This is a genomic window from Streptomyces sp. NPDC087422, assembly GCF_044744145.1.
Taxonomy (GTDB): Bacteria; Actinomycetota; Actinomycetes; order Streptomycetales; family Streptomycetaceae; genus Actinacidiphila.
Genome location: NZ_JBIUXT010000013.1, coordinates 187,187 through 209,641, shown reverse-complemented (window position 1 = coordinate 209,641; position 22,455 = coordinate 187,187). Strand labels below are relative to the sequence as shown.

Annotated in this window: 23 protein-coding genes, 1 rRNA gene and 1 pseudogene; 9 read left to right on the top strand and 16 right to left on the bottom strand. The window is 70.4% G+C overall.

Annotated elements, in window-relative coordinates; genetic code table 11:
• Positions 1-88 (top strand): 5S ribosomal RNA (rrf, locus tag ACIO6U_RS31535); the annotation flags it as partial.
• Between the two features lie 67 nt (positions 89-155).
• Here the strand turns inward: rrf and ACIO6U_RS31530 are convergent.
• Positions 156-1,670 (bottom strand): hypothetical protein, encoded by a 1,515-nt coding sequence (locus tag ACIO6U_RS31530; protein WP_401724272.1) that lies wholly within the window; start codon positions 1,668-1,670, stop codon positions 156-158.
• 95 nt (positions 1,671-1,765) lie between these two features.
• Between ACIO6U_RS31530 and mtnA the strand changes: the two genes are divergently transcribed.
• A complete protein-coding gene (gene mtnA / locus ACIO6U_RS31525) occupies positions 1,766-2,863 on the top strand; it encodes an S-methyl-5-thioribose-1-phosphate isomerase (protein WP_401724269.1) in 1,098 nt (365 codons plus the stop codon).
• A 179-nt stretch (positions 2,864-3,042) separates the two neighbouring features.
• Here mtnA and ACIO6U_RS31520 read toward each other — a convergent pair whose 3' ends face one another.
• From ACIO6U_RS31520 to ACIO6U_RS31460, 13 genes are all read right to left on the bottom strand, one after another.
• The gene (locus ACIO6U_RS31520) at positions 3,043-4,245 is read right to left on the bottom strand and encodes a tyrosine-type recombinase/integrase (protein WP_401724266.1); all 1,203 of its coding nucleotides are present in this window, start codon (positions 4,243-4,245) and stop codon (positions 3,043-3,045) included.
• Positions 4,245-4,421, bottom strand: coding sequence for a helix-turn-helix domain-containing protein (locus tag ACIO6U_RS31515; RefSeq protein ID WP_401724264.1), 177 nt, complete (start codon positions 4,419-4,421; stop codon positions 4,245-4,247). Before ACIO6U_RS31515 ends, ACIO6U_RS31520 begins: the two co-directional genes overlap by 1 nt.
• Positions 4,414-5,805 (bottom strand): replication initiator protein RepSA, encoded by a 1,392-nt coding sequence (gene repSA, locus ACIO6U_RS31510; protein WP_401724295.1) that lies wholly within the window; start codon positions 5,803-5,805, stop codon positions 4,414-4,416. The genes ACIO6U_RS31515 and repSA overlap by 8 nt, the downstream gene beginning before the upstream one ends.
• The gene (locus ACIO6U_RS31505; protein WP_401724292.1) at positions 5,802-6,446 is read right to left on the bottom strand and encodes a DNA methylase; all 645 of its coding nucleotides are present in this window, start codon (positions 6,444-6,446) and stop codon (positions 5,802-5,804) included. Before ACIO6U_RS31505 ends, repSA begins: the two co-directional genes overlap by 4 nt.
• A 62-nt stretch (positions 6,447-6,508) precedes the next feature.
• Positions 6,509-6,682 (bottom strand): hypothetical protein, encoded by a 174-nt coding sequence (locus ACIO6U_RS31500; RefSeq protein WP_401724261.1) that lies wholly within the window; start codon positions 6,680-6,682, stop codon positions 6,509-6,511.
• A gap of 5 nt (positions 6,683-6,687) precedes the next feature.
• Entirely contained in the window at positions 6,688-6,873 is a 186-nt protein-coding gene (locus ACIO6U_RS31495) for a hypothetical protein (protein ID WP_401724258.1), read from the bottom strand.
• 90 nt (positions 6,874-6,963) lie between these two features.
• Entirely contained in the window at positions 6,964-7,290 is a 327-nt protein-coding gene (locus ACIO6U_RS31490) for a SpdD protein (protein ID WP_401724255.1), read from the bottom strand.
• An 18-nt stretch (positions 7,291-7,308) separates the two neighbouring features.
• A complete protein-coding gene (locus ACIO6U_RS31485; RefSeq protein WP_401724252.1) occupies positions 7,309-7,497 on the bottom strand; it encodes a mobile element transfer protein in 189 nt (62 codons plus the stop codon).
• Positions 7,498-7,515: 18 nt separating this feature from the next.
• Positions 7,516-8,163 (bottom strand): DUF2637 domain-containing protein, encoded by a 648-nt coding sequence (locus ACIO6U_RS31480; protein ID WP_401724249.1) that lies wholly within the window; start codon positions 8,161-8,163, stop codon positions 7,516-7,518.
• A gap of 76 nt (positions 8,164-8,239) precedes the next feature.
• On the bottom strand, positions 8,240-8,434 hold the full coding sequence (locus tag ACIO6U_RS31475; RefSeq protein WP_401724246.1) for a hypothetical protein: 195 nt from the start codon (positions 8,432-8,434) through the stop codon (positions 8,240-8,242).
• Positions 8,431-8,631 carry a hypothetical protein gene (locus ACIO6U_RS31470; protein ID WP_401724243.1) on the bottom strand — a complete coding sequence of 67 codons (201 nt, stop codon included), beginning with the start codon at positions 8,629-8,631 and terminating at the stop codon, positions 8,431-8,433. Before ACIO6U_RS31470 ends, ACIO6U_RS31475 begins: the two co-directional genes overlap by 4 nt.
• A 90-nt stretch (positions 8,632-8,721) precedes the next feature.
• A complete protein-coding gene (locus ACIO6U_RS31465; protein ID WP_401724289.1) occupies positions 8,722-10,068 on the bottom strand; it encodes an FtsK/SpoIIIE domain-containing protein in 1,347 nt (448 codons plus the stop codon).
• Positions 10,069-10,077: 9 nt separating this feature from the next.
• Positions 10,078-10,434 carry a hypothetical protein gene (locus tag ACIO6U_RS31460; RefSeq protein WP_401724240.1) on the bottom strand — a complete coding sequence of 119 codons (357 nt, stop codon included), beginning with the start codon at positions 10,432-10,434 and terminating at the stop codon, positions 10,078-10,080.
• A 187-nt stretch (positions 10,435-10,621) separates the two neighbouring features.
• Between ACIO6U_RS31460 and ACIO6U_RS31455 the strand changes: the two genes are divergently transcribed.
• From ACIO6U_RS31455 to ACIO6U_RS31425, 7 genes and pseudogenes are all read left to right on the top strand, one after another.
• Entirely contained in the window at positions 10,622-11,380 is a 759-nt protein-coding gene (locus tag ACIO6U_RS31455; protein ID WP_401724238.1) for a GntR family transcriptional regulator, read from the top strand.
• A 1,542-nt stretch (positions 11,381-12,922) separates the two neighbouring features.
• Positions 12,923-13,612, top strand: a complete 690-nt coding sequence (gene mtrA / locus ACIO6U_RS31450; protein WP_188283097.1) for an MtrAB system response regulator MtrA — start codon at positions 12,923-12,925, stop codon at positions 13,610-13,612.
• Position 13,613: 1 nt separating this feature from the next.
• Complete coding sequence (gene mtrB, locus ACIO6U_RS31445; RefSeq protein WP_401724235.1) at positions 13,614-15,554, top strand: MtrAB system histidine kinase MtrB; 1,941 nt, start codon at positions 13,614-13,616, stop codon at positions 15,552-15,554.
• Positions 15,554-17,380: an LpqB family beta-propeller domain-containing protein gene (locus ACIO6U_RS31440; protein WP_401724232.1), complete on the top strand. Its 1,827-nt coding sequence runs from the start codon at positions 15,554-15,556 to the stop codon at positions 17,378-17,380. Before mtrB ends, ACIO6U_RS31440 begins: the two co-directional genes overlap by 1 nt.
• Positions 17,381-17,480: 100 nt before the next feature.
• Positions 17,481-18,197: a ComF family protein gene (locus ACIO6U_RS31435; protein WP_401724229.1), complete on the top strand. Its 717-nt coding sequence runs from the start codon at positions 17,481-17,483 to the stop codon at positions 18,195-18,197.
• 279 nt (positions 18,198-18,476) lie between these two features.
• Positions 18,477-19,163 carry a ribosome hibernation-promoting factor, HPF/YfiA family gene (gene hpf / locus ACIO6U_RS31430; RefSeq protein WP_355342907.1) on the top strand — a complete coding sequence of 229 codons (687 nt, stop codon included), beginning with the start codon at positions 18,477-18,479 and terminating at the stop codon, positions 19,161-19,163.
• Between the two features lie 386 nt (positions 19,164-19,549).
• Positions 19,550-20,224, top strand: a pseudogene (locus ACIO6U_RS31425) (response regulator); the annotation flags it as partial.
• A gap of 127 nt (positions 20,225-20,351) precedes the next feature.
• Here the strand turns inward: ACIO6U_RS31425 and ACIO6U_RS31420 are convergent.
• Positions 20,352-21,539: a DNA glycosylase AlkZ-like family protein gene (locus tag ACIO6U_RS31420; RefSeq protein ID WP_391052554.1), complete on the bottom strand. Its 1,188-nt coding sequence runs from the start codon at positions 21,537-21,539 to the stop codon at positions 20,352-20,354.
• Between the two features lie 160 nt (positions 21,540-21,699).
• Positions 21,700-22,305, bottom strand: coding sequence for a GNAT family N-acetyltransferase (locus tag ACIO6U_RS31415; protein WP_355342913.1), 606 nt, complete (start codon positions 22,303-22,305; stop codon positions 21,700-21,702).
• Positions 22,306-22,455 lie beyond the last annotated feature (150 nt).

Below are 22,455 nucleotides of genomic sequence, written 5' to 3'. Positions count from 1 at the left end.
CGGTTACATTCCGAACCCGGAAGCTAAGCCTTTCAGCGCCGATGGTACTGCAGGGGGGACCCTGTGGGAGAGTAGGACACCGCCGAACAATCTTTGTAAAAGGCCCCGGCCCCCGAGTTTCGACTCGGGGGCCGGGGCCTTTCTGCGTTCCCTGGTCAGTCGGTGGTGACGGCGACGCTCGCAGCCGCGTTCGCGTCCGCATCGGTATTCGCGGCCCGCATCAGCTCGATGTCGAGAGCCTCACGGCGGATGCGCTGGTCCATGTACAGCAGCGTGGTGACGCCGGCGCTGATCGGCAGGCTGAGCGTCGCGGCGATGGCGGCGCCGATTCCGCTGATGCCGAGGAACGCCCAGCCCGGGTTGGTGTCGCCGGAGAGGAAGGAGCCGAGGCTCTCACCGGTGATGCCACGAGCGATGAACATGAACGGCGTCTGGATGATGGCCGAGGCGATGTAGCAGAGGATCGCCGCGAGCGCCTGGACGCCGAGGACGCGCCACCAGGAGTTGCGTACCAGCTTCGCCGAGCGCTTCATCGCCGAGACGATGTCCTGCTTCTCGAGCATGAGGGCCGGTGCCGCCAGGCTCCACTGGATCATGAGCCAGAGCACGACGACGGAGGCGCCGATCAGGCCGAGGGAGGCGAGGGCGGCGCCGCCGCTCTCCGCACCCGCCAGGGCGATCAGTGCGCCGGGCAGGACGGCGCCCGCCAGGATTCCGGCGATGGCCAGCGGGATCAGCAGCGCGAGCCCGAGCAGTTGGGGCAGCCGCGGGCGGGCTTCCCGCCACACCTGGGCGGCCGTGACCGGGCGGCCGAGCACGGCGCGGCTGGTGGCCATGGCGACCATCGCGGTCGCGGTGATCGTGCCGATGAGCATGACCAGAATGGTCAGGCCCGAGCTGGCGAAGGCACCGCTGACGGCGTGCATGATGTCGCCGACGCTCGGGTTGGGGTTGTCCCTGAGGTTCTCCAACCGGGTGTCGTTGCTGAGGAAGAAGCCGTCGACCACCACGGCCAGGCCCTGGGTGACCACGGCGATGGCCAGGGTGAAGCCGAGGATCGCGCGCCAGTGCCGCCGCAGTACGGCCAGGGAACCGTCGAGGATCTCGCCCGCGCCGAGCGGGCGCAGCGGGATGACGCCGGGCTTGGGCGCCGCGGGCCTGCTCAAGGGGCCCTGCTGCTGCCAGCCGCCGCCGGGGCCGCCGCCCGGTGCTGTGTTGCCCCAGCGCGGGCCTGAGGGGCCGGGGTGGCCGCCTTGCGGCGGTTGCGGGGGCGACCACCGGGCCCAGCCGGCGCCGGGCGCCTGACCCGTACCCGTACCCGTACCGGAGGATCCGGCGGGGGGCGGGCCTGGGGCCGGTACGGTCGGGGGCCGGGTGTCGTGGGGGGTGTGCTGCCACTGACCCGCGGGCGGCTGTTGGGCGGACCAGCCGCCGGGCGGCGGTGGCGTCGTGTCACCGGCGTCGGCCGTAGCGGGCCGGTCTCCCGTACCGGGAGCGGATGTGTCGCCGGAGTCGTCACCGGAGCTGTTGTCAGGACCGGCCGCGGACGTATCTGTTGACGTGTCCACGGGGGTGTCTTTCTGTGGTGCGGAGGAAGCGGGGCTGTCGCCGTCTTCCGGCTCGGAGGAGTCGGAGGATCCGGGCGAGGCCCAGCCCGGAGTGTTGGTCATCGGAGGCTGCCCCTTCATGTGGTGCTCGCTGTGGTACTGGCCGCCATCGTGCCATGGGCTGCCTTGGACCGGGCCGGGCAGGGCAGACTGGACGGATGGGTGATCAATACGTGCGACCTGTGACCGATGAGGCCGGCGGTGCTTCCCGTACCATCCCCGCGCTGCGGTGGGAGGAACCCCCCGAGGGACCCGTGCTCGTGCTGCTCGACCAGACCCGACTTCCGCAGGAGGAGGTCGAGTTGGTGTGCACGGACGTACAGGCGCTGGTACAGGCGATACGTTCCCTCGCCGTGCGGGGCGCGCCGCTGCTCGGGCTCGCGGGGGCGTACGGGATCGCGTTGGCGGCGGCGCGCGGCTACGACGTGAACGAGGCCGCCGACCTGCTGGCGCACGCGCGGCCTACGGCCGTCAACCTCGGGTACGGGGTGCGCCGCGCGGTGACCGCTTTCCACGCGGCGCCTCCGCACCAGGGCGCCGCCTTCGCGTTGGCCGAGGCGCGGGCGCTGCACGAGGAGGACGCGGCGGCGAGCCGGGCGATGGCGGAGTACGGGGAGCGGCTGCTCGCCGAGTTGGTGCCGGGCGGGGGCTACCGGATTCTGACGCACTGCAACACCGGGGCCCTGGTCTCGGGCGGTGAGGGCACCGGGCTCGGTGTGGTCCTCGCGGCGCACAGGGCTGGGGAGTTGAGGCGTCTGTGGGTCGACGAGACCCGTCCCCTTCTTCAGGGCGCGCGGTTGACGGCGTACGAGGCGGCGCGGGCCGGGATGCCGTACACGCTGCTCGCCGACAGCGCGGCCGGGTCGCTGTTCACGGCGGGGGAGGTGGACGCGGTGCTGATCGGCGCGGACCGGATCGCGGCGGACGGCTCCACGGCGAACAAGGTCGGCAGCTATCCCCTCGCGGTCCTCGCCCGCTACCACCATGTGCCGTTCATCGTCGTTGCGCCGACGACCTCGGTGGATCTGAGCACGCCGGACGGCGCCGCGATCGAGGTGGAGCAGCGGGCCGGCAGCGAGGTGACCGACCTCGCGCCGTCACCGCTGGGCACTCAGGCCTACAATCCGGCCTTCGATGTGACGCCGCCGGAGCTGATTACTGCGATCATCACGGAGAACGGTGTGGTTTCGCCGGTCACCACAGAAGCTCTCGTAACTGTGTGTAATCACGAGACTCCCCGGGCAGGCTCTGACTAGGAGAGATCGGGCAGCGCATCTGCGGACATCAGCGGACAATGGTCGCGTAGCGTGACCTCGATCACCAAAGGTCACCGGTAACGATATGCAAATGGGATGATGGCGCGGCCTGAGCCGAGAACCGCCCCTCCACCAGCGACGATGCGCCGGGGGAGGGGCGGTGACATCTACGGCTGACATCAGTCGGGCCGTTCGACCGCCTCTTGCAGCCGCTCCAGCCGGACCGGTTGCCGCAGCAGGAGGTCGAGCCGACTCACCGCCTCGATCACGTCCGGGTCGAGCGCTTCGGCGTAGATGTCGAGTGTCGTCGCAATCCGGCTGTGCCGAAGGATGGCCTTCACGATCCGGGGATGCGCCTTGAGGTGGACCAAGAGGGTGCCGCAGGACTTCCGCAGGCCCTTGGGGTTCATCTTGCTCAACCCGGCCAGTACGCGAATGCGCTGCAAGGTCTGATAGAGGTTGTCCGGCTGCCAGGGCCGACCCGTGCGCGTCACGAAGACGTGGCCCACCGGATCGTCGTACCAGGGCCGACCCGCAGCCAGCGCCCGCTCACGAAGCCAAGCGACCCGCAGGCGCTGCCAGCGCAGAGGCCCGATGCACTGCGCGGGCAACGGCAGGGGAGCCTTGGACGTCTCGGTCTTCAGCTCCACGTCGATCATTCCGGCACCACTGCGCTGCAACTGCTGTTCCACCCAGACGATCCGCTGGTCGAAGTCGATGTTCTCCCAGCGCAGACCACAGATTTCCGCCCGACGCAGTCCCAGCAGACACAGCAACAGGAACGCCGGGTAGTACACGGTCCGGCGGCGCGCTTCAGCCAAGAACCGGAGCACCTGCACGGCGGTCCAGCTCTCACCGTGGTCGGTGGGAGCCCGGACGTGCACTAGCTTCGCGACGTTCCGAGTCAGACCGAAGTCCTCCTCCATCGCAGCCGTCAGCGCGGCGGAGAGGACGCGGAGAGCTTGCCGTGCGGTCTTGCTCGACACCTTCCGTGCGAGCGCTGTCACGGCCGCACGCAGCTCCTTGACGCCCAGCTTGAGCATCACCGCGTGCCCCAGGTACGGCCGCAGGTACAAGCGCGTCGTCTGCCCGTACGTGCGGTAGCTCCCCGCCGACAGGTAGGGCTTGACGATGCACTCCAACCAGTAGTCGAACCACTGGTTCAGCGTCATGTCCCGCGTCGGCGTCGGGATGCCCTGCTGACTCCGCTCGATCAGCTCTCGGCGCTTGCGATCGCACTCGTCATACGACCGCCCATAGGCGTACTTCCGCTTCGTGGTGCCATCCGGCTGGGGCACGAAGACCGCCGCCTGATACCGGCCGTCTGAGCGCTTGGTGACCGTGCCCGAGCCGTTCGGGTTGCGCTTACGTGCGGCGACCATCAGCAGCCCGCTTCCAGGTCTTTGATGAAGGCGCGCACCGCAGCCGCAGGAACGCGGCGAGACCGGCCGATGGTCACGGAGGTGAGTCGCCGGGAACGCAGCAGCTCGTACACCGTCGAGCGACCGAGCTTGAGCCGAGCCATCACATCCGGCACTGTCAGCAGCTCATCAGCCATCGTCATCACCCCAGCCATCCAGGTCGGCGCGGGCTTGGCGTGCGGTGTCGCGTGCGTGGGTGATGTCGCGGTGGATCTGTTGGGCGAGCCAGGATTCGCCGGGGGTGTGGCCGTGCCCGGCGTACGTCCAGTGGGCGATCACGAGGGTGGTCGCCTCGGGGTTGGTGTCGGGGTCGGGCAGTCCGCGTTCGTGGCGTTCTTGGTCGGCGCGGTAGTCGGCGCGTGCCTGGCGGAGGGCTCCGAGGGTGGTGGAGTAGCGGCGGGCTTTGGTGGAGAAGTGGCCCCGGAAGCCGAGCATGTGAGCCCAGGCCCACAGGCGGCGGTCGGGATAGTCCGCGTCGAGGTCCCAGCACGCTTGGATGAGCCGCCGCGTGTGGTCCGGCAGGTCCGGCAGCCGGTCGAGTTCGGCGAGTTCGCCGATGCGGCGGTCTACGGTGCCGGTCGTCTCGGCCGCCTTGGTGGCGTACTTGGCGACGTAGGAGGCGACCGCCTGTTCGGTGAGGTCTTCGCCGTCGCCGAAGGCGCCGATGGGCTGCACGTCGAGCTGGACGCCCCAGCGCAGCACCCGGGCAGGCTGGTTACCGGCAGCGGGCACCGTGACCGCAGCGCGGGCAGCGGCAGCGCGTAGCGCGTCGGCCAGCAGGCCAGCGGTGGCCCAGGCGGGCGGGGCGGTGTCTGGGCCGTCCGGGCCGTCGAAGCGGATCACGGCATGGAAGTGGATCGCACCGCGCTTCTGGAACTCCGCGACCTTCCCGTACGAGACCCGGAGGCGTTCGCGGAGTTCGCGCTGCGTGATGCCGATCCGGGCGGCGAGTTCACGCGGGAGGTAGATGGTGACGTAGCGCCACAGGTCGGAGGCGTGGTTGTTCCACAGCACCGCGCCCGCGTAGTCGTACGTCTCGGGGTCCAGCGGTGTGCCCAGGTCCGGTGCCGTGTCGGTGTGGGCGGTGCCACAGCGGCAGCGGCCGGAGGTGGGGCGGTTGTGGACCGGCCCGAAGCTGGGGGCGGTGAGGGTGGCGAACACGCGGGGATGGTCGACCACGGTTGACGGGACGCCTTTGCCGCCGGTCAGGCCGGACAGGATGAGTTGGTAGGTGTCTCCGGCGTAGGTCCAGGCGCAGGCCGGGCAGCGCGAGGCACGGCGGTTGCCGCACGCGACCCGGAGCCGCCCGCCGGGTTCGCCGGTGGTGTCGTAGGAGTACAGGACTTGGCCGGTGGTCGGGTCGAGGGTGGTGGTCGAGCCCGTGAGGTGGATCGGGTCGGCGCAGCCACCGGTGCGGCGTACCTGGTCGTCCCAGCGGTCGAAGCCCGGTTGCCCGGCCACCCGAAGGAAGTCCTTCCAGGTGACCGGGTCCAGGCCCGCCGGCAGTTCGGCGGTAGTCACCACGCGATCACCTCCTGTCGTGCGGTGAGGAAGGCGCGACCGAGCCACCGGGTGAAGGCCGGCGGGACGGCTTCGGTGAGTTCCTCGCGGACATCGGTCCAGGAGATGTCCATGGCGTGCTGCATCTCGGGGACGGTGGCCTTTCCGCCGCCGGAGCCGTAGGCGGCAACGTACGGGCCGTCGTGGTAGGTGCCATGGCGGTACCCACGGACGTAGCCACGGTGGCGAGGGTGCCGGGGCTGCGCAGTGGACCAGCCGCCGAGTTCGAACCCGCGGTGTCGCAGGACGCCGAGGCCGAAGGACTCCCCGCACAAGGTGATGTCGCGACGGACGGGGGCCCTGCCGTTGGGCTGTTCGATCACGTAGGGCAGGCCGGTGACGTCGAGAAGGTCGCGCAGCTCGGGGATGAGCTGTGCGTGGTCGCGTCCCCAGCCGCGGGAAGCGTTGGTGCCCACGGTGAGGGCGCAGCCGGCCTGGCAGGGCGGGGAGGTGTGGATCAGTGCGTAGCGGGTGATCTCACCGGTTGCCGTGAGGCGGGCCAGGTGTTCCAGAGCATCGGCCCGAACGATCGGGAAGGGGTAGTTCGGGCGGGGAGCGATGTCCACCCCATTCACCTCGAACCCGGCCCGGTGGTAACCCATCGCGGCGCCGCCAGCGCAGCAGAACAGATCCAGCACCCGCAGCCCGTCCGGAACGATGGCGTTCACCGGGGCTCACCGTCCTTGCGGGGGTGGGTGTCGAGCCAGTTCTCCGCACAGACCTTGTGGACGGGCTTGCCCTTGTCCGAGCGCAGCGGGGTGAGCTTGCCGCAGCAGACGCACGGCTTGTCGCCGGAGTGGTCGAAGTGCTCGGGTGAGCGCCAGTTCAGGAAGGCCACGGCGCTCACCTCCCGGCCGTGGTGAGGACGCGGCGGGCGCGGAGGGTGCCGGTGCCGTTGCAGGTGGGGCAGTTCACGATGAGGGTGGTGCGGGTGCCGTCAGGGTTGCGGGTGCCGGTGGTGATGGCCACGACAGGGAAGCCGTCGCAGTGGCCGCAGACGTGGCCCGAGGCATGGGTGTGCTGGGGCATGATGGTGAGTCCCTTCCGGGTCTTTGATCTGGACTGGGCAGGGCTCCCAGGACGGTCGTGTTTGGCGACCCGTGCCGTCCTGGGGGCCGGTCAGCGGCCCTTGCGGCTGTCGGTCAGCAACGAGCGCAGGACCACGGCGACGACCGCGACGGACACGGCGGTGATGGCGACCGCGAGCAGCAGGGAGACCAGGACGACGCCGACGACCAGGACCACGGCGGTGCCGCCGACGACGAGCGTCGCGACGCTGCCGGGGGTGAGCTGGACGACCGGGCGGGCCGGGGTCTGCAGGATCGGCATCGGTGCCGGGGGCTGGACCAGCGCGGCGGGGTCGGTGTCCACCGGCACGGGCGGGGCGGTGTAGGCCGTGACCGGCGGGGTGTAGGTGTCGTTCGGCGGGTACTTGGGCGTGAACATGGGCGGTGTCCTTCCAGGTCAGGCGGTGCAGGTGTGGGTGCGGGCGGCGAGTTCAGCGGCGGAACGGCTGGAGTAGTCGGCGGACCAGCCGCAACGCGGGGCGGTGCAGGCGGCGATGGTGGCCTTGCGGCCGTGACGGTCGCGGTGGTCGCCGACCTGAACCGGCCCGATCCGGGCGACGTTGCGGAAGTTCTCGAAGCGGGCCACAGGTCGGCCTCCTTTCGGTCAGGTGAGTTGGGCGGCGATGGCCTCAGCCAGCGCGGGCGGTACGGCGAGGCGGGCGCGCAGGGTGTCGGTGTCGATGTGCTGGCCGGTCGCGGTGCGGTGAGCGTCGGCGACCTTGCGGGCATGAGCGACCAGTGCCGCCGGAACAGCCACAGCAGCAGCCGGGACCGGCACGGGCGGAAGCGCAGGAGCAGGAACAGGGTCGGGCCGGTCGAGGGTGACCGGTTCGGCGGAAACGGCCGGCGGGGCGGGGACCTCGGGAACCGGGGAAGGTGTCGAAGGGGTGTGGGCGAGGAGCGTGCCGCCGAGAAATGCCAGGGCGGGCCATCCTGCGACCAGGACACGCAGGGTTGCGGGGACGTCGTGCATATCGAGGAGTCCGGCGGTGGCGACGTTCGCGCCGAGCGAGGCGGTAAGGGCGATGACGAACCACGTCCAGGCCGCGCGGGCAGGGGCGTTGTTCGCGCGCAGGGTCCGCATGCGTCGCCAGGCGGCGACCAGCAGCAGATCCACGGAGACGGGGTAGGCCCAGGCTTTCCAGCCGGTCTGCCCGGAAGCAGCAGCGATGTCGTGCAGGTGCGCGAAGGACAGGGCACCGGCAATCACGGCCTGGATCAGGATCGGGTCGAAGCGAAGCGAGCGGGACACGGGGTCACCTCCGATCAGGGGCGGGAGACCCAGGGCCGGGCGGTTGTTGACGGGCCCTGGGCGGTGCGGGCGGGGCTCAGGCGGTGCCGGTGCCGGTGCCGGTGCCGGTGCCGAAGCAGGACAGGCACATGCCTTCCTGCTGACCGACAACGCGGTGTCGGCGTCCGACGCGGACGGTCGCGGCAACCTGTCCGGTGCCCTTGCAGACCTCGCAGGGCGGCGGGGTCTTCGGCACGGGCTTGGCCGGGCGGCGGGCTGCCACGACGGTCACCGGTCCTTGCGGGGGTAGCTGTGGCCCTTGGGCGGGTACTCGTTCGGCCTCGTGGTCACGCAGCCGCTCATGACGACCGTCGCGAAGTCGGGGTCGGCGTCGTCGGTGTAGCAGTAGGTCTGGGCGGAGTTCAGCAGGCGGGCGGTCAGGCGGCGGTCGTCGGCCATGTCGCCGGTGTTGCGTCGGTCTCCGGACATGTCGTGTCTCCTGTCGAATGGGTTCGGGCATGGGGCGGGTAGGGACCTGGCGCGAGGGCGGTCACGCCGACCGGTGGTGCGGGGTGTGTGTCAGGCGGTGGCGGGCACGGGCTTGCCCGAAACGGCACCGTTGGGCAGAGACGGCAGGACCGGCCGGAAGTCGGCCAGGGCGGAGATTTCGGGGGTCAGGGACGCGTACCGGTTGCAGGTGGCGACCGCAGAACGCAGCGAGATGTACGGGGTCCGGATACGGGACCAGCCGCCGGAGGTGTCCGCGGCAATCGCGACGCCCGGCTGATCGGGGGCGATGGCCAGGACGGAGGCGAGGGCTTCGGGCGCGATGTCGCCGAATGCCATCTTCGCTGAGGCTTCATCGTTGACGCGGTGGCAGACCCGGCCGGTGAGCTGGGCGCGGAGCATGGTCACCCCGTCGCCGAGTTCGGAGCCGAAGCGCTGTCCGCAGACTTCCAGGTAGATCCCGGAAGCCCGCGCGAGCTGCCCCAGCCGGATCAGGGCGGTGATGATCCGTTCCCGGCGCTTCTTCTCCGACGCACCTGCCATGAGCAGCAGTTCAGCGACCTCGTCAATGATCACTACGATCGGCACCGGCCGCATGCTCTCCGGCAGGCCCCAGATGTCGGAGGTGATCTCCGCGTCGGGGGTGTCGGCGCTGATCCTCTGCGCGGTCCGGATGACCTGGAACCGCACCGCCATCTCGTCCACCAGAGCTTCAAGCAGGTCGGCGGCGGTGTCGGGGGTGTCGGCCATGGCGGTGAACCGGCGGGCCAGCGGCGCGAGTTCCACGCCCTTGCAGTCGATCCCGACCAACGCCACCGGCTGACAGGCGAGTTCGCTGATCAGGACGCGTTGGTACACGGACTTGCCGGACTCGGTCGCGCCTACGGTCAGGCTGTGGGGCACCTTGCGGAAGTCCCGGCAGTGCACGGTCCCGTCCCCCCGCAGGGCGACCGGAACCCGCAGCGCGGAACGGTCGGCACGGGCGGGCAGGTGTACCCGGCGCAGGATGTCGTAGCCGGTCATCGACAGCTCCAGCACTCCGGAGCGGACCTCCTTGACCGTGACCTGATGCAGCCGCCAGGAGTGCCGCAGCCGGTCGGCGGCGGTGATCACGTCGAAGGCGTCCTGTCCCGGCTGGAGCCGGATGCGAGCCACCAGGCCCGTGCGGGTGGTCCGCAGCCGCAGCAGCTTCGGCGGCCGGTTCGCGGGCAACTCCCGCCCCAGCGCTCGGGCTAACGCGATCCGGGCACGAGACGGAGGAACCGACAGACCACAGGCATCCATCACCGAGGCGTACGACCACGACACCCGGATACGAGCGGCCGGACCACCGACGACCATCCAGTACAGGTCCGGGCGGACCCGGCGCAGGATCAGCACGGCCGCGATCCCAGCGCCGGTCAGCACCAGTACGGTCACCACGGCGGATCAGCCCTTGCCGTTCGCCGCAGCGGCGGGCATCAGCGAGGTCACGGCCACCGCACGGAAGCTGATCCCGTGCCGCTTCTGGCCGTTGAACTCGTTCTCCCAGTCCCGAGCCCGCAGACCCGTCACCGCGACCAGCGTGCCCGGCGTCAGCGTCGCGTCGATACCCGTCTCCGGGATCGTCACCTGGAACAGGTCCCCCTGCCCCTCGTCCGACACCAGCAAGCCCACCGTCTTCAGCGGCGCACCGGTCTCACGGTCGATCGCGATCTCCCCGGTCTGCTTGTTCACCAGCTTCGGAACCGGCGGGGTGGCCACGAACACCGTGGCGGTCGAAAGGTCGATCTTGAACGAAGCCATCGTGTTTCCCCTTGAGCGAGGCGACCCTTCTTGAGCTGCCTCTCTAGACATCTCCAGTGAACGACACATCTCTAGAGATGTCAATGGGTCTCTAGAGATGTGTTCTATCGCTCGGGTGGGGCAGGGCAATGACCTGGTGACAGAGGAAACCTCTAGGCTGTCTAGAGAGGAGAGGGAGAGATCATCCATGGCAACCGAAGGCGCAAGTCGCCAGCCGAAGTACCAGCGCATCGCCGACGCACTACGCGATGCCATCCAGGCCGGCGAGTACGGCCCAGGCGATCGGCTGCCGGGTGAGAACGACCTCATGGCCACGTACGAGGTAGCCCGCATGACCGCACGGCAGGCTCTCGGAGTTCTCCAGAGTGAAGGCGTCGCCGAGTCGCGCAAGGGGGCCGGTGTTTTCGTGCGCTCGTTCCGCCCGCTCCGCCGTAAGGGCATTCAGCGTCTGTCCCGTTCGCAGTGGGGTGAGGGGCGCTCTGTCTGGGCAGCCGACGCAGACGACCGGATCTTGGTGGTGGATCAGCTCACCGTCACGGAGGAGGAGGCTCCGCCGGGTGTCGCCGCCGTGCTGGGAATGCAGTCGGGCGAAGCGGTGTGCGTGAGGAGCCGCCGGTTTGTGTTGGATGGGAAGCCCATCCTTCTGGCGAAGTCGTACCTGTCTGCCGAGATGGTCGCAGGCTCAGCGATCACTCAGGAGGACACCGGGCCCGGCGGAACGTACGCCAGGCTTGCCGAACTCGGCTACAAGCCAGTGCACTTCCGCGAGGAGATCCGTAGCCGCATGCCGTCGACAGACGAGGCGAAGCGTCTCAGTCTGACCATGGGCACGCCGGTCATCCTGGTGGTCCGTACCGCTTTCGCCGACGAGGGACGCGCGGTCGAGATTAACGAGATGACCCTCGACTCCGCCTCGTACATCCTGGAGTACGACTTCGACGCGTAGCCCGCTGAGCAGGGCTGTTAGAACTTTCTCTACCTCATCAAGCTCCCCGCCCGTTGGGCGGGGAGGGGAGAAGGAGGGGGAGGGGGAGTCGCAGTGTTCCTGGGTGGGGTGGTCGCTGGATGTGGATTCCATGGGCCTGCGGGCGTGTGTGGTGATCGACCGTTCACCCGGATCGGCACAGGTGATCAGCAGTCGTACCGGGAGAAGCCGACAGGTAAGCAGGCTGCTTCAGGACGGTCGGGGGACGCCTTCGCACGCGGGCCGGGTTGGGCCGTCCGGCTGCTCTCACCCTTCGAGTATCCGGCTGGTCCGGTCAACCGGCTTCCAGCCGTCGCTACGGGAAACACCCCAACAGCCAGCACAGCTGACCGTCGGCGGCTCGGGGTCTCGGACCCCCGGCCTGCCTCCGGCGTCCGGTGGCCCGGCCCCCGGCCCCGCGTCATGAACGCCACGGGGTTCCCCGCTACACGCTTTGCCCCACCCCTCACCGCCGGACCGAGCCAAGGCACACCGACAACCCCACCACCCAAAACCAGGCACCACCCAGGCCGGACAGTCAGCGCCCAGCACTCCCGAAGGACACCCCACCACCAGCCACCGGAGCAGAGTCGCCAATCAGCACTCCAGGAACCACGGCGACACGGAAAAGAAGGAAGTGGGGAAGGTGAAGGAGGCGGGGTGGGGGTGCCTCGGGCGGGGCGCTCGGACTCCCGGCCGCAGAGGGCCCAGTCGCCGTCCGCACACGCGTAGGGCGACGGGCATGAGGCCAGAGCCCCCGGCAGCCGTGGCCGGTTTACATGGCGGGAGCGTTGCCGACCGCAGCGGCGAAAGGGTCACGTAGAACAGGCTGGCTACAAGAGGAGGCGGCCCTGGCTGCGCATCGGTGACCGGGACGCACCGGGTACCGGGGCGGGTCGCCGTACCCACGCCGTCACGGATGCAGCCGCGTAAGGCGACCACCTCTCCGGAAATGGGCTGGCGGGGAGCTCCTGCTGCCGCGAAGTGGCCGAGCCCGCCATGGTCACTCCGTGTCGGCGCAGGAATCGTCGTGGCGAGCGAGCGTGTCGACAGCCCGCCCTGGCGAGGAAGGCTGCCAAGCCTGGGGCCGTCAGTGGGCCGTGCGAGGGTGACCGCTCTTGACCGAGGATGAGAGGCGGTCACGGAGAGCCCTCAGCCGGACCGTAGGTCAGGGGCGGGGGAGGCGTGGCGTCTCGCCGTACCGGCGTCGCGGATGCGGGCGCGTGAGCGGATCTGACTACTTTCTGTGGCTGAGGGGGCGGGCTGCTGCCGCGATGGGGCCGGGGCCGTCGTGGGCGCTCCGCTCGGCTCGGGAGCCTCGTGGTTGGACGTACGGGTGTCACATAGCGGGTGACCGGGCCATACTGGCCACATGATCTAGGGTCGCGGCCTTGCGGCAGCGTGACATCTACGGCTGACATCAACGGCCACGGATTCGGCTGGACAACCACGGACAACCGTGGACATTGGCCCTGGCTCGTGACCTCGATCACCGATGGTCACGGGAACCGATACGTAAATGGGATGATGGTCGGTATGAAGGGACGTGTGCTGGTCGTCGATGACGACACCGCGCTGTCAGAGATGCTTGGCATCGTGCTGCGCGGAGAGGGTTTCGAGCCGTCGTTCTGCGCTGACGGTGACAAGGCCCTGGCTGCTTTTCGGGAGTCCAAGCCGGATCTGGTGCTCCTTGACCTCATGCTGCCCGGACGGGACGGCATCGACGTATGCCGTCAGATCCGGGCGGAGTCCGGGGTGCCGATTGTGATGCTCACGGCGAAGAGCGACACCGTGGATGTGGTGGTGGGGCTCGAGTCGGGGGCTGACGACTATGTGATCAAGCCGTTCAAGCCGAAGGAGCTGGTGGCGAGGGTCAGGGCGCGACTGCGGAGGGCGGAGGAGCCGACTCCTGAGCAGCTCGCCATCGGCGATCTGGTGATCGACGTGGCGGGGCACTCGGTGAAGCGGGACGGGCAGCCAATCGCGCTGACGCCGTTGGAGTTCGACCTGCTGGTGGCGCTGGCCCGCAAGCCGTGGCAGGTGTTCACCCGTGAGGTGCTGCTCGAGCAGGTCTGGGGCTATCGGCACGCGGCGGACACCCGGCTGGTGAACGTTCATGTGCAGCGGCTGCGGTCGAAGGTGGAGCAGGACCCGGAGCGCCCGGAGATCGTGGTGACCGTCCGCGGTGTCGGTTACAAGGCGGGACCGGGCTGACATGTGCGCGTCGTACGAGCGGGAGCGGCTGGAGAGCCGGCTCGCGGACCCCATGCGGGGTCTCGCGCCGGTTTTCCGCTCGTTCGTGCGCTGGGCACGGCGACCGTTGCAGCCGGCGGTCCGGCTGTGGCGGCGCAATCTGCAACTGCGTGTGGTCGCCTTCACGCTGCTGATGTCGGTCGGCGTGGTGCTGCTGCTGGGCTTCGTCGTGATCGGGCAGGTCAAGAACGGCCTGCTCGACGCGAAGGAGAAAGCGGCTGAGAATCAGGCCACCACCGGCTTCTCCATCGCCCAGCAGCAGGCGAACAGGAGCCAGACGCAGGACGCCACCGGGGTCGGCTCGCAGAATCAGGCCGAGGATTCGGGCGCCTGGCTGACGACGCTGGTCCAGCAGTTCGCCAGCGGTGGCAACGGGGTGTACTGGATCGCCACGCTCAGCCCGGGCGCCGACGACGCGCGCTTCGGCGAGGGTGTCGTCAACGCGCACGGGCCGCGCAGCTCCGGCAGCCTGCTGCCGCAGGCGAGCATCCCCAAGTCGCTCAGCGACGCCGTCGAGTCCCACACCGGGGCGCTCAAGCAGTACACGACGGTGGTGACGGACGACGGGAAGGCGCCGCAGCCCGCGCTGGCCATCGGCAAGCGGCTCACGGACATCAACGGGAAGACGTACCAGCTCTACTACCTCTTCCCGTTCGGCCAGGAGGCCAAGACGCTCGGCCTGGTCAAGGGCACGCTGGCGACGGCGGGCATCTTCGTGGTGGTGCTGCTCGGCGCCATCGCCTGGCTGGTGACCCGGCAGGTCGTCACGCCGGTACGGATGGCGGCCGGGATCGCGGAGCGGCTCGCGGCGGGCCGATTGCAGGAACGTATGCAGGTCTCGGGTGAGGACGACATCGCGCGCCTCGGCGAGTCCTTCAACAAGATGGCGCAGAACCTCCAGGTCAAGATCCAGCAGTTGGAGGACCTGTCGAGGATGCAGCGCCGCTTCGTCTCCGACGTCTCGCACGAGCTGCGCACCCCGCTGACGACCGTACGGATGGCGGCGGACGTCATCCATGACGCGCGGACCGAATTCGATCCGGTGACCGCGCGCTCCGCCGAACTGTTGCAGAACCAGCTGGACCGTTTCGAGTCGCTGCTGTCCGACCTGCTGGAGATCAGCAGATTCGACGCGGGCGCGGCGGAGCTGGCCGCCGAGCCGATAGACCTGCGCGAGGTCGTACGGCGGGTGGTGGACGCCGCGGAGCCGCTGGCCGAGCGCAAGGGCAGCCACGTGGCGATACGCGGCGACGCGCAGCCGGTGATAGCCGAGGTCGACCCCCGCCGGGTGGAGCGCGTGCTGCGCAATCTGGTCGTCAACGCGATCGAGCACGGCGACGGCCGGGACGTGGTGGTACGGCTGGCCACGGCCGACGGCGCGGTGGCCGTCGCGGTGCGGGACTACGGCGTCGGGCTGAAGCCCGGCGAGGCGACGCGGGTGTTCAACCGCTTCTGGCGAGCCGATCCGGCGCGGGCGCGTACCACCGGCGGGACGGGCCTCGGCCTGTCCATCGCGGTGGAGGACGCCCGGCTGCACGGCGGCTGGCTCCAGGCGTGGGGCGAGCCGGGCGGCGGGTCGCAGTTCCGGATGACGCTGCCGCGGACCGCCGGCGAGAGCCTGCGCGGGTCGCCGATACCGCTGGAGCCGGACGATTCGCGGCGCAACCGCGGGCTGAATTCCTCGGGGCTGCCGGTCCGGGCCGCGACGGGGTCCGTGCCGGTGCCGCGGACCGCGGGCCCGGCCGGGCCGGGGCACCACGGGCAGCCGGGCTCGCAGATACCGCAGATTCCCCAGCGGCCGCCCGCGGTGCCGCGTTCGCCGTCGGCCGATCCCGCGGCGTTCCCCGGCAGCGGTGCGCGGGTCGTGGGACGGGTGGACTCGGTCCGGGAGGACGACAGCTGATGGGTGCGCTGGGGGGCAGGGGACGCCTGCTGCGGAGCTGGCCGGGTGTGGTGTGCGCGGCGCTGTTGCTGGCCGGGTGCGCGGCGATACCCAGCAGCGGTGAGGTGCGCAAGGTCGGCGACGGACAGCACGCCGACGTGGACGCGCAGGTGCGGGTCTTCCCGTCGGCGCCGCACAAGGGCGAAAGCGCCTCCGACATCGTCAACGGCTTCATGGAGGCCACCACCAGCGGCGAGGCGGACTTCGAGACCGCGAAGAAGTACCTGTCCAAGGAGCTGGCCGGACACTGGGACCCCACCGCGAAGATCACCGTGCTCACCGGCACGACGCAGCCCCGGGAGGAGCCGGGCACGAGTCGCAAGGACTACGTGATGGTCGACTTGGCGGGCAAGAAGACGGCCGTCGTCGACGCCAAGCACGCCTACCGGCCGGACGAGGGCAACTTCGACACCTCGTTCCACCTGGTCAAGGAGAACAACGAGTGGCGGATCGACAGTCTTGAAGACGGCCTGGTGATCTCCGATCTGGACTTCAACCGGATATATCACCTGGTCAACATGTACTACTTCGCGGCGCTGGGCCCGGACGCGCATCGCTCGGGGAACGCCGACAAGACCCTGGTCGCCGACCCGGTCTACCTGCGCAAGCAGAGCGACTCGCTGGTGTCCACGGTCTCCGCGCTGCTGACCGGCCCCACGAACTGGCTGGCGCCCGTGGTCGAGACCGCGGCGCCCGAGGGCGCCCGGCTCTACGACAAGGCGCCCGACCACGGGGTGACGCTCGACGACTCCCAGCACCTCAGGGTGCGGCTCGACGCGCCCGCGCAGCGGTTCGCGGGGGAGCGCTGCGTGAAGCTGGCGGCGCAGCTCTTCACCACGGTGCAGGGCCAGGCCGCGCCCAAGGTGGACGCCGTCGACATCTCGGCGTCCGACGGCAGGACGGTCTGCTCCCTGCCCAAGGAACAGACGCTGGCGTTCAGCACGCAGAATCTGGTCGGCTCCTCGGACCACCAGTACTACATCGGCGCGCAGCCGCACCGGCTGCTGGAGGTGCCCTCGGACGGCGCCTCGACCACGGGTACGCCGGTGGCCGGGCCGTTCGGCGGGGCGAAGGCGGACCTGGAGTCGGTCGCGGTGCGCCGGGACGAGCAGATGGCCGCCGGGGTGAAGGGCGAGGGACGCCAACTGGTCACCGCCGGCCTGGACGCGGACGCCCAGCTCAGCGAGCCCGTGCTGACCAGCAAGGCGAAGGACGGTCTGAGCGCGCCGAGCTGGGACGGGCTCGACTACCTGTGGGTCGCCGACCGCGATCCGGGCGACCCCCGCGTGGTGGCGCTGCGCGACGGCGGCGGGCAGCCGATCCCGGTCTCCGTCAGCGGCCTGACCGGCCGTGTGGACGCGCTGCGGGTCGCCTCGGACGGCGTGCGGATCGCGCTGCTCGTCCGGCAGCCCAACGGGCTCGGGAAGTTGCAGCTCGGGCGGATCGAGCGGGGCGGTACGCAGGCGCATCCGACGTTCGCGGTGACGGATCTGCGCACGCTGACCCCCGCGGCCGACGGCGTCAGCTCGGTCTCCTGGGCGGGGCCGAGCCGCCTGGTGGCGCTCGACAGCGAATCCGAGGGTGTGCAGCAGATCAAGTACATCAGCACCGACGGCTCCCCGAAGCTGGCCTTCGAGGGGATCAGCCAGGCATCGGTGGTGGCGGCCTCCGAGGACGTCTCGCGGGCGCTGCTGGCCTCGTACAACCAGAGCGTCTACCGGCTGCCGCCGGACTCCACGGGCAAGCGGGTCGAGCCGAAGGGCGACAGCCCGGTCTACCCCGGTTGAGAAAACCACCGTCAGCCTCCTGACCTGCGAAACCGTGGAGTTATCCACAGGTTGGGAGGGGGGCTGGCGGCGGGCGCCGAAACGGGGCAGAGTGGACGTCATGCGGGGCTGGTGGCAGGAGATCACCGGGCTGGTCCTGCCGGTGGACTGCGCCGGGTGCGGGCGTCCGCGTACGGAGCTGTGCGAGCGGTGCCGGGTACTGATCGGTGGGGCGGCCGAATCGGTGCCGGTGCGGCGCGTGCGTCCGACGCCGGAGCCGCCGGGGCTGCCGCCGGTCTACGCGGCCGGGCGATACGGGGACGAAGTACGGGCCGTGGTCCTGGCGCACAAGGAGCGGGGTGCGCTGGGTCTGGCCGGACCGCTGGGCACGGCGCTGGCGGCGGCCGTGCGGCGGGTCGGCGTCCCCGGGACGGTCCTGCTGGTGCCGGTGCCCTCGGCACGGCGTGCGGTGGCGCGACGCGGCCACGACGCCACGGCCCGCATCGCCCGTGCGGCGGCCCGGGAGCTGCGCCGGGGCGGCGTACCCGCCAGGGCGGTGGCCGCGTTGCGCCAGCGGAGGCCGGTGGCGGACCAGTCCGGTCTCGGCGCGGCCGGGCGGCCGGCGAATCTGGCGGGCGCGGTGGCGGCAGCCGGCGGGCCGGCGGCGCTGCTGACGGTGGCGCCGGTCGTGCTGGTGGACGACCTGATGACCACCGGAGCCTCACTGACCGTGGCGGCGCGGGCGGTGACGGCGGCCGGGGGCCGGGTCGCCGGGGCGGCGGTCGTGGCTGGTCCGCACGATCCGGAACTCCACTCGGATGCGCGTCGTTGCAGGTAGTAGCGACGCATATTCACTCGGAAGGGGGTATGGCGTCGCTGAGGATGCCGACCTCCACACTCCGGGACTATGTTCGGGGGATAGGGAAGTGAACACCATGGGGTGTTGATCTTCTCAGTGGGGCAGGAGGAGGTGAAAGCCGCAGCTTCGTGGTCCCCGGTCAGCCCCGGGAGGCGAAGCGGCAGCCAACGCAGCGCCGGACGGGACTGGTACCCGAGCTGGCCTCAGCGAAAGGGATCGCCTCCGGTAGCCCGGGGCGATCCGGGAACGGAGTTCTGCGTGGACATCGTCGTCAAGGGCCGCAAGACCGAGGTGCCTGAGCGGTTCCGGAAGCACGTGGCCGAGAAGCTGGACAAGATCCAGAAGCTCGACGGCAAGGTGATCAGCCTCGACGTCGAGGTGTCCAAGGAGCTCAACCCCCGGCAGGCGGACCACGCCGACCGGGTGGAGATCACGCTCAACACCCGGGGCCCGGTCGTCCGGGCCGAGGCCGCGGCGGCCGACCCGTACGCGGCGCTGGACATCGCGGTGTCGAAGCTGGAGGCGCGGCTGCGCAAGGCCGCGAGCAAGCGCCACACCCGTCGTGGGAACGGCCGGATCCCGGCGGCCGAGGTCGCCGCGACCGTGCCGGACGCGGCGACCATCAACGGGGACGGGGAGCTGGCCGTCGACCGGCCGAGCACGGACAGTGTGCCCACCACGAGGTTCGGTCCGCTGGAGGTGCACGGCGAGGGCCCGCTGGTGGTGCGCGAGAAGACCCACGCGGCCACGCCGATGGCACTCGACCAGGCGCTCTACGAGATGGAGTTGGTCGGGCACGACTTCTATCTGTTCGTGGACAGCGAGACCAAGCAGCCGAGCGTCGTCTATCGCAGGCACGGTTACGACTACGGCGTGATTCATCTGAACTCGGACGAGAGCACCGTGGAAGAACCGGCGGGCGCGGGCGGCGTACTGCGCCGCTAGCGGCCACGCCCGAGGGCGTGTCCGCGAAGTCGCGTCGTCCGCCCGGAGGGCGGGGCTGGCGGTGTCTGGTGCGTGCGGTCGGCAATGGCGGTGGGGGTGCCCCCGGACGAAGTCTGGGGGAGGTCGTCCTCATAGTGGGCCTATTCGGATGAGCCCGACAACGCAGCGAGCGTGCGTGCCAGGCGCCGCCAGTCAGACGAGACTTCGCGGACAGGCCCTAGGGCTGCAACCGGTGCCCCCGGGCCGTCCCGGGGGCACCACCGTGCCTGGACGTGAAATGCTGGACCAGTGGTCAACTCTGGTCTGAGGGGGAGGATCTGATGCCGGAGAGCTTTGAGCGCGGAACCGCCGGCGAGCGTGGTCAGATCCCGTACGAGGAACCTGCCGGTCCGGCGCGTGCGGAGCCCATCCGGGTGCTGGTGGTCGACGACCACGCGCTCTTCCGGCGGGGCCTGGAGATCGTGCTCGCGCAGGAGGAGGACATCCAGGTCATCGGTGAGGCGGGGGACGGCGCAGAGGCGGTCGACAAGGCCGCCGACCTGTTGCCGGACATCGTGCTGATGGATGTGCGGATGCCCCGGCGCGGCGGGATCGAGGCGTGCACCTCGATCAAGGAGGTCGCGCCCAGCGCCAAGATCATCATGCTGACGATAAGCGACGAGGAAGCCGACCTCTACGAGGCGATCAAGGCCGGTGCCACCGGCTATCTCCTCAAGGAGATCTCCACCGACGAGGTGGCGACGGCGATCCGCGCGGTGGCGGACGGACAGTCGCAGATCAGTCCGTCGATGGCGTCGAAGCTGCTGACCGAGTTCAAGTCGATGATCCAGCGGACCGACGAGCGGCGGCTGCTGCCCGCGCCCAAGCTCACCGACCGGGAGCTGGAGGTGCTGAAGCTGGTCGCCACCGGGCTGAACAACCGGGACATCGCCAAGGAACTCTTCATCAGCGAGAACACGGTGAAGAACCACGTCCGCAACATCCTGGAGAAGCTTCAGCTCCACTCCCGGATGGAGGCCGTGGTCTACGCGATGCGCGAGAAGATCCTGGAGATCCGCTAGGGCCTGTCCCGCGCCGGGCATCGTGGCCACCACGTGCTGGGCATTGCCGGGTCCGGGCGCGCCCCCGGGCCGCCCGGACCCGGCGCCGCCCGGACCCACCACCTCGGCCCCGCGGGGCCGTACCCGCTCAGCGGCGGTCGTGGGTCAGCTTCAGCGCCGCCTCCAGCGGCTCGCGCAGCGGCTCCGGCAGCACCCGCTCCACCCGCGCCTCCTCGCAGCCCACCCAGCCCGCCGCCTGCGCGATGGCGTCGGCCGCGGGCTGCACGGCCTTCGGGCCGTCGAGCGTGACCTGCCGGGCCACCAGCGTCTTCCCCTCGCGCGCCGGGTCGACGCGGCCGACCAGCCGCCCGCCCGCGAGCAGCGGCATCGCGAAGTAGCCGTGGATCCGCTTGGGCTTGGGGGTGTACGCCTCCAGCCGGTGCGTGAAGCCGAAGATCCGCTCGGTGCGCGGCCGGTCCCAGATCAGGGAGTCGAACGGCGACAGCAGCGTCGTACGGTGCCTGCCGCGCGGCTCGCTCGCCAGCGCCGCCGGATCGGCCCAGGCGGGCTTGCCCCAGCCCTCGACCTCGACCGGCACCAGACCGGTCGAGTCGATCACCGACATCACCTGCTCGCCCTTGAGCCGGTGGTAGTCCGCGAGGTCCGCGCGGGTGGCCACCCCCATCGCCGCGCCCGCCTGGACGACCAGCCGCCGTACGCACTCGGTGTCGTCCAGGTCGTCGTGGAGCAGCGCGTCGGGCACGGCCCGCTCGGCCAGGTCGTAGATCCGCTTCCAGCCGCGCCGCCGGGTGCAGACCACCTCGCCGGTGTCGAGCAGCCACTCCACCGCGATCTTGGTCTCCGACCAGTCCCACCACGGTCCGCCGTTCTTCGCGCCGCCGAGCTGCGTCGAATTCAGCGGCCCCTCGGCCTTGAGCTGGTCCAGGACGGCGGCGCACGAGCGCTCGGCGTCCTCCAGGACGTGCCAGCGGTGACCGCGGGCCCGCCGCGCCCTGCGCCGGAAGGCGAAGTGCGGCCACTCCTCGATGGGCAGGATGCAGGCCGCGTGCGACCAGTACTCGAAGGCGTGGTCGCCCGACCAGTACGCCTCCTCGACCTCCTCGCGGCCGACCGCGCCCAGCCGGGCGTACGGGATCAGCTCGTGCGAGCGGGCCAGTACCGAGATGGTGTCGAGCTGCACCGCGCCCAGCGAGCGCAGCACCCCGCGCGTCCCGGCCCGCCGGTCGGGAGCACCGAGGAAGCCCTGCGCTCGCAAGGCGAGCCTGCGTGCTTCGTCGGCGGACAGGGTGAGCTGAGGAGGCGGCAGCGGTGTCATGCCGGACAGCGTAGGACCGCCCACTGACAAGCCCCGCTGACCTGCGTCAACCTCGCGCGGCCCGCGGCCCCCCGCTCCGTACGGAAACCCCTCGGGCCCCGCGCCCGCCCCCCTCGTGACGAAAGGGCCTCAGGCCCCCGCCCCCCGTGACGAAGGAGCCTCAGGCCCCCGCGCCCGGCGGATACGGCTCGTACGGCGTCTTGCCCTCGCGGTCCCAGTCCGTCGGCAGCAGGGAACCGCTCCAGGCGTCGCGGCGGGTGCCCGCGTAAAGGATCTTGGAGCGGACGGTGCCCTCCATGACGAAGCCGATGGAGCGGGCGACGGCGCGCGAGCCGTCGTTGCCCGCCTCCGCGTACCACTCGATCCGCTCGACGCCGAGAGCGTCGAAGGCCCAGGCGCAGACCGCGCGCCCCGCCTCGGCGGTGTAGCCCTTGCGGCGCTGCTCCCTCGCCGTCCAGTAGCCCAGCTCCGCCTGCCGCTCGGGCCCGGTCAGACCGGAGGCGCCGAACCGCAGCAGGCCCATGGAGCTGACGAGCGCGCCGCTGTCGGCGGTGAAGACGCCGAAGTTGTACATGGTGTCGTCGCGCCAGCCCTCGGGGCAGATGCGGCCGACGAAGTCCGCCGCGTTCTCGTGGGTGTACGGCGAGGGCACCGCCGTCCAGCGCGGAATATCGGGATCCTGGCAGGCCACATAGAGCGCCTCGGCGTCGTCCGGGGTCAGCGGACGCAGCAGCAGACGCTCGGTGGTGAGGGTGATCGGCTCCATGGACGCAGTATTGAGGAGAGCCGACGGCTGTGGAAAACCGTTTTGGCACCTCGGGGCCTCCCGGCCCGCTGGTCTCCTCGCTTACGATGGCCGTTGCAGCGGGGCCATCGGCGGACAGCCACTGGCAGAAAGCCATCGGCAGACATCGGC

Bases quoted from the DNA above. Each gene is read 5' to 3' on its own strand.
- ACIO6U_RS31460 (WP_401724240.1), bottom strand. From the start codon at position 10,434: ATGGCTTCGTTCAAGATCGACCTTTCGACCGCCACGGTGTTCGTGGCC.
- ACIO6U_RS31515 (WP_401724264.1), bottom strand. From the start codon at position 4,421: ATGGCTGATGAGCTGCTGACAGTGCCGGATGTGATGGCTCGGCTCAAG.
- ACIO6U_RS31455 (WP_401724238.1), top strand. From the start codon at position 10,622: ATGGCAACCGAAGGCGCAAGTCGCCAGCCGAAGTACCAGCGCATCGCC.
- ACIO6U_RS31420 (WP_391052554.1), bottom strand. From the start codon at position 21,539: ATGACACCGCTGCCGCCTCCTCAGCTCACCCTGTCCGCCGACGAAGCA.
- ACIO6U_RS31495 (WP_401724258.1), bottom strand. From the start codon at position 6,873: ATGCCCCAGCACACCCATGCCTCGGGCCACGTCTGCGGCCACTGCGAC.
- ACIO6U_RS31520 (WP_401724266.1), bottom strand. From the start codon at position 4,245: ATGGTCGCCGCACGTAAGCGCAACCCGAACGGCTCGGGCACGGTCACC.
- ACIO6U_RS31505 (WP_401724292.1), bottom strand. From the start codon at position 6,446: ATGGGTTACCACCGGGCCGGGTTCGAGGTGAATGGGGTGGACATCGCT.
- ACIO6U_RS31435 (WP_401724229.1), top strand. From the start codon at position 17,481: ATGCGGGGCTGGTGGCAGGAGATCACCGGGCTGGTCCTGCCGGTGGAC.
- mtrB (WP_401724235.1), top strand. From the start codon at position 13,614: ATGTGCGCGTCGTACGAGCGGGAGCGGCTGGAGAGCCGGCTCGCGGAC.
- ACIO6U_RS31415 (WP_355342913.1), bottom strand. From the start codon at position 22,305: ATGGAGCCGATCACCCTCACCACCGAGCGTCTGCTGCTGCGTCCGCTG.
- ACIO6U_RS31470 (WP_401724243.1), bottom strand. From the start codon at position 8,631: ATGTCCGGAGACCGACGCAACACCGGCGACATGGCCGACGACCGCCGC.
- mtrA (WP_188283097.1), top strand. From the start codon at position 12,923: ATGATGGTCGGTATGAAGGGACGTGTGCTGGTCGTCGATGACGACACC.
- mtnA (WP_401724269.1), top strand. From the start codon at position 1,766: ATGGGTGATCAATACGTGCGACCTGTGACCGATGAGGCCGGCGGTGCT.
- ACIO6U_RS31530 (WP_401724272.1), bottom strand. From the start codon at position 1,670: ATGACCAACACTCCGGGCTGGGCCTCGCCCGGATCCTCCGACTCCTCC.
- ACIO6U_RS31490 (WP_401724255.1), bottom strand. From the start codon at position 7,290: ATGTTCACGCCCAAGTACCCGCCGAACGACACCTACACCCCGCCGGTC.
- ACIO6U_RS31440 (WP_401724232.1), top strand. From the start codon at position 15,554: ATGGGTGCGCTGGGGGGCAGGGGACGCCTGCTGCGGAGCTGGCCGGGT.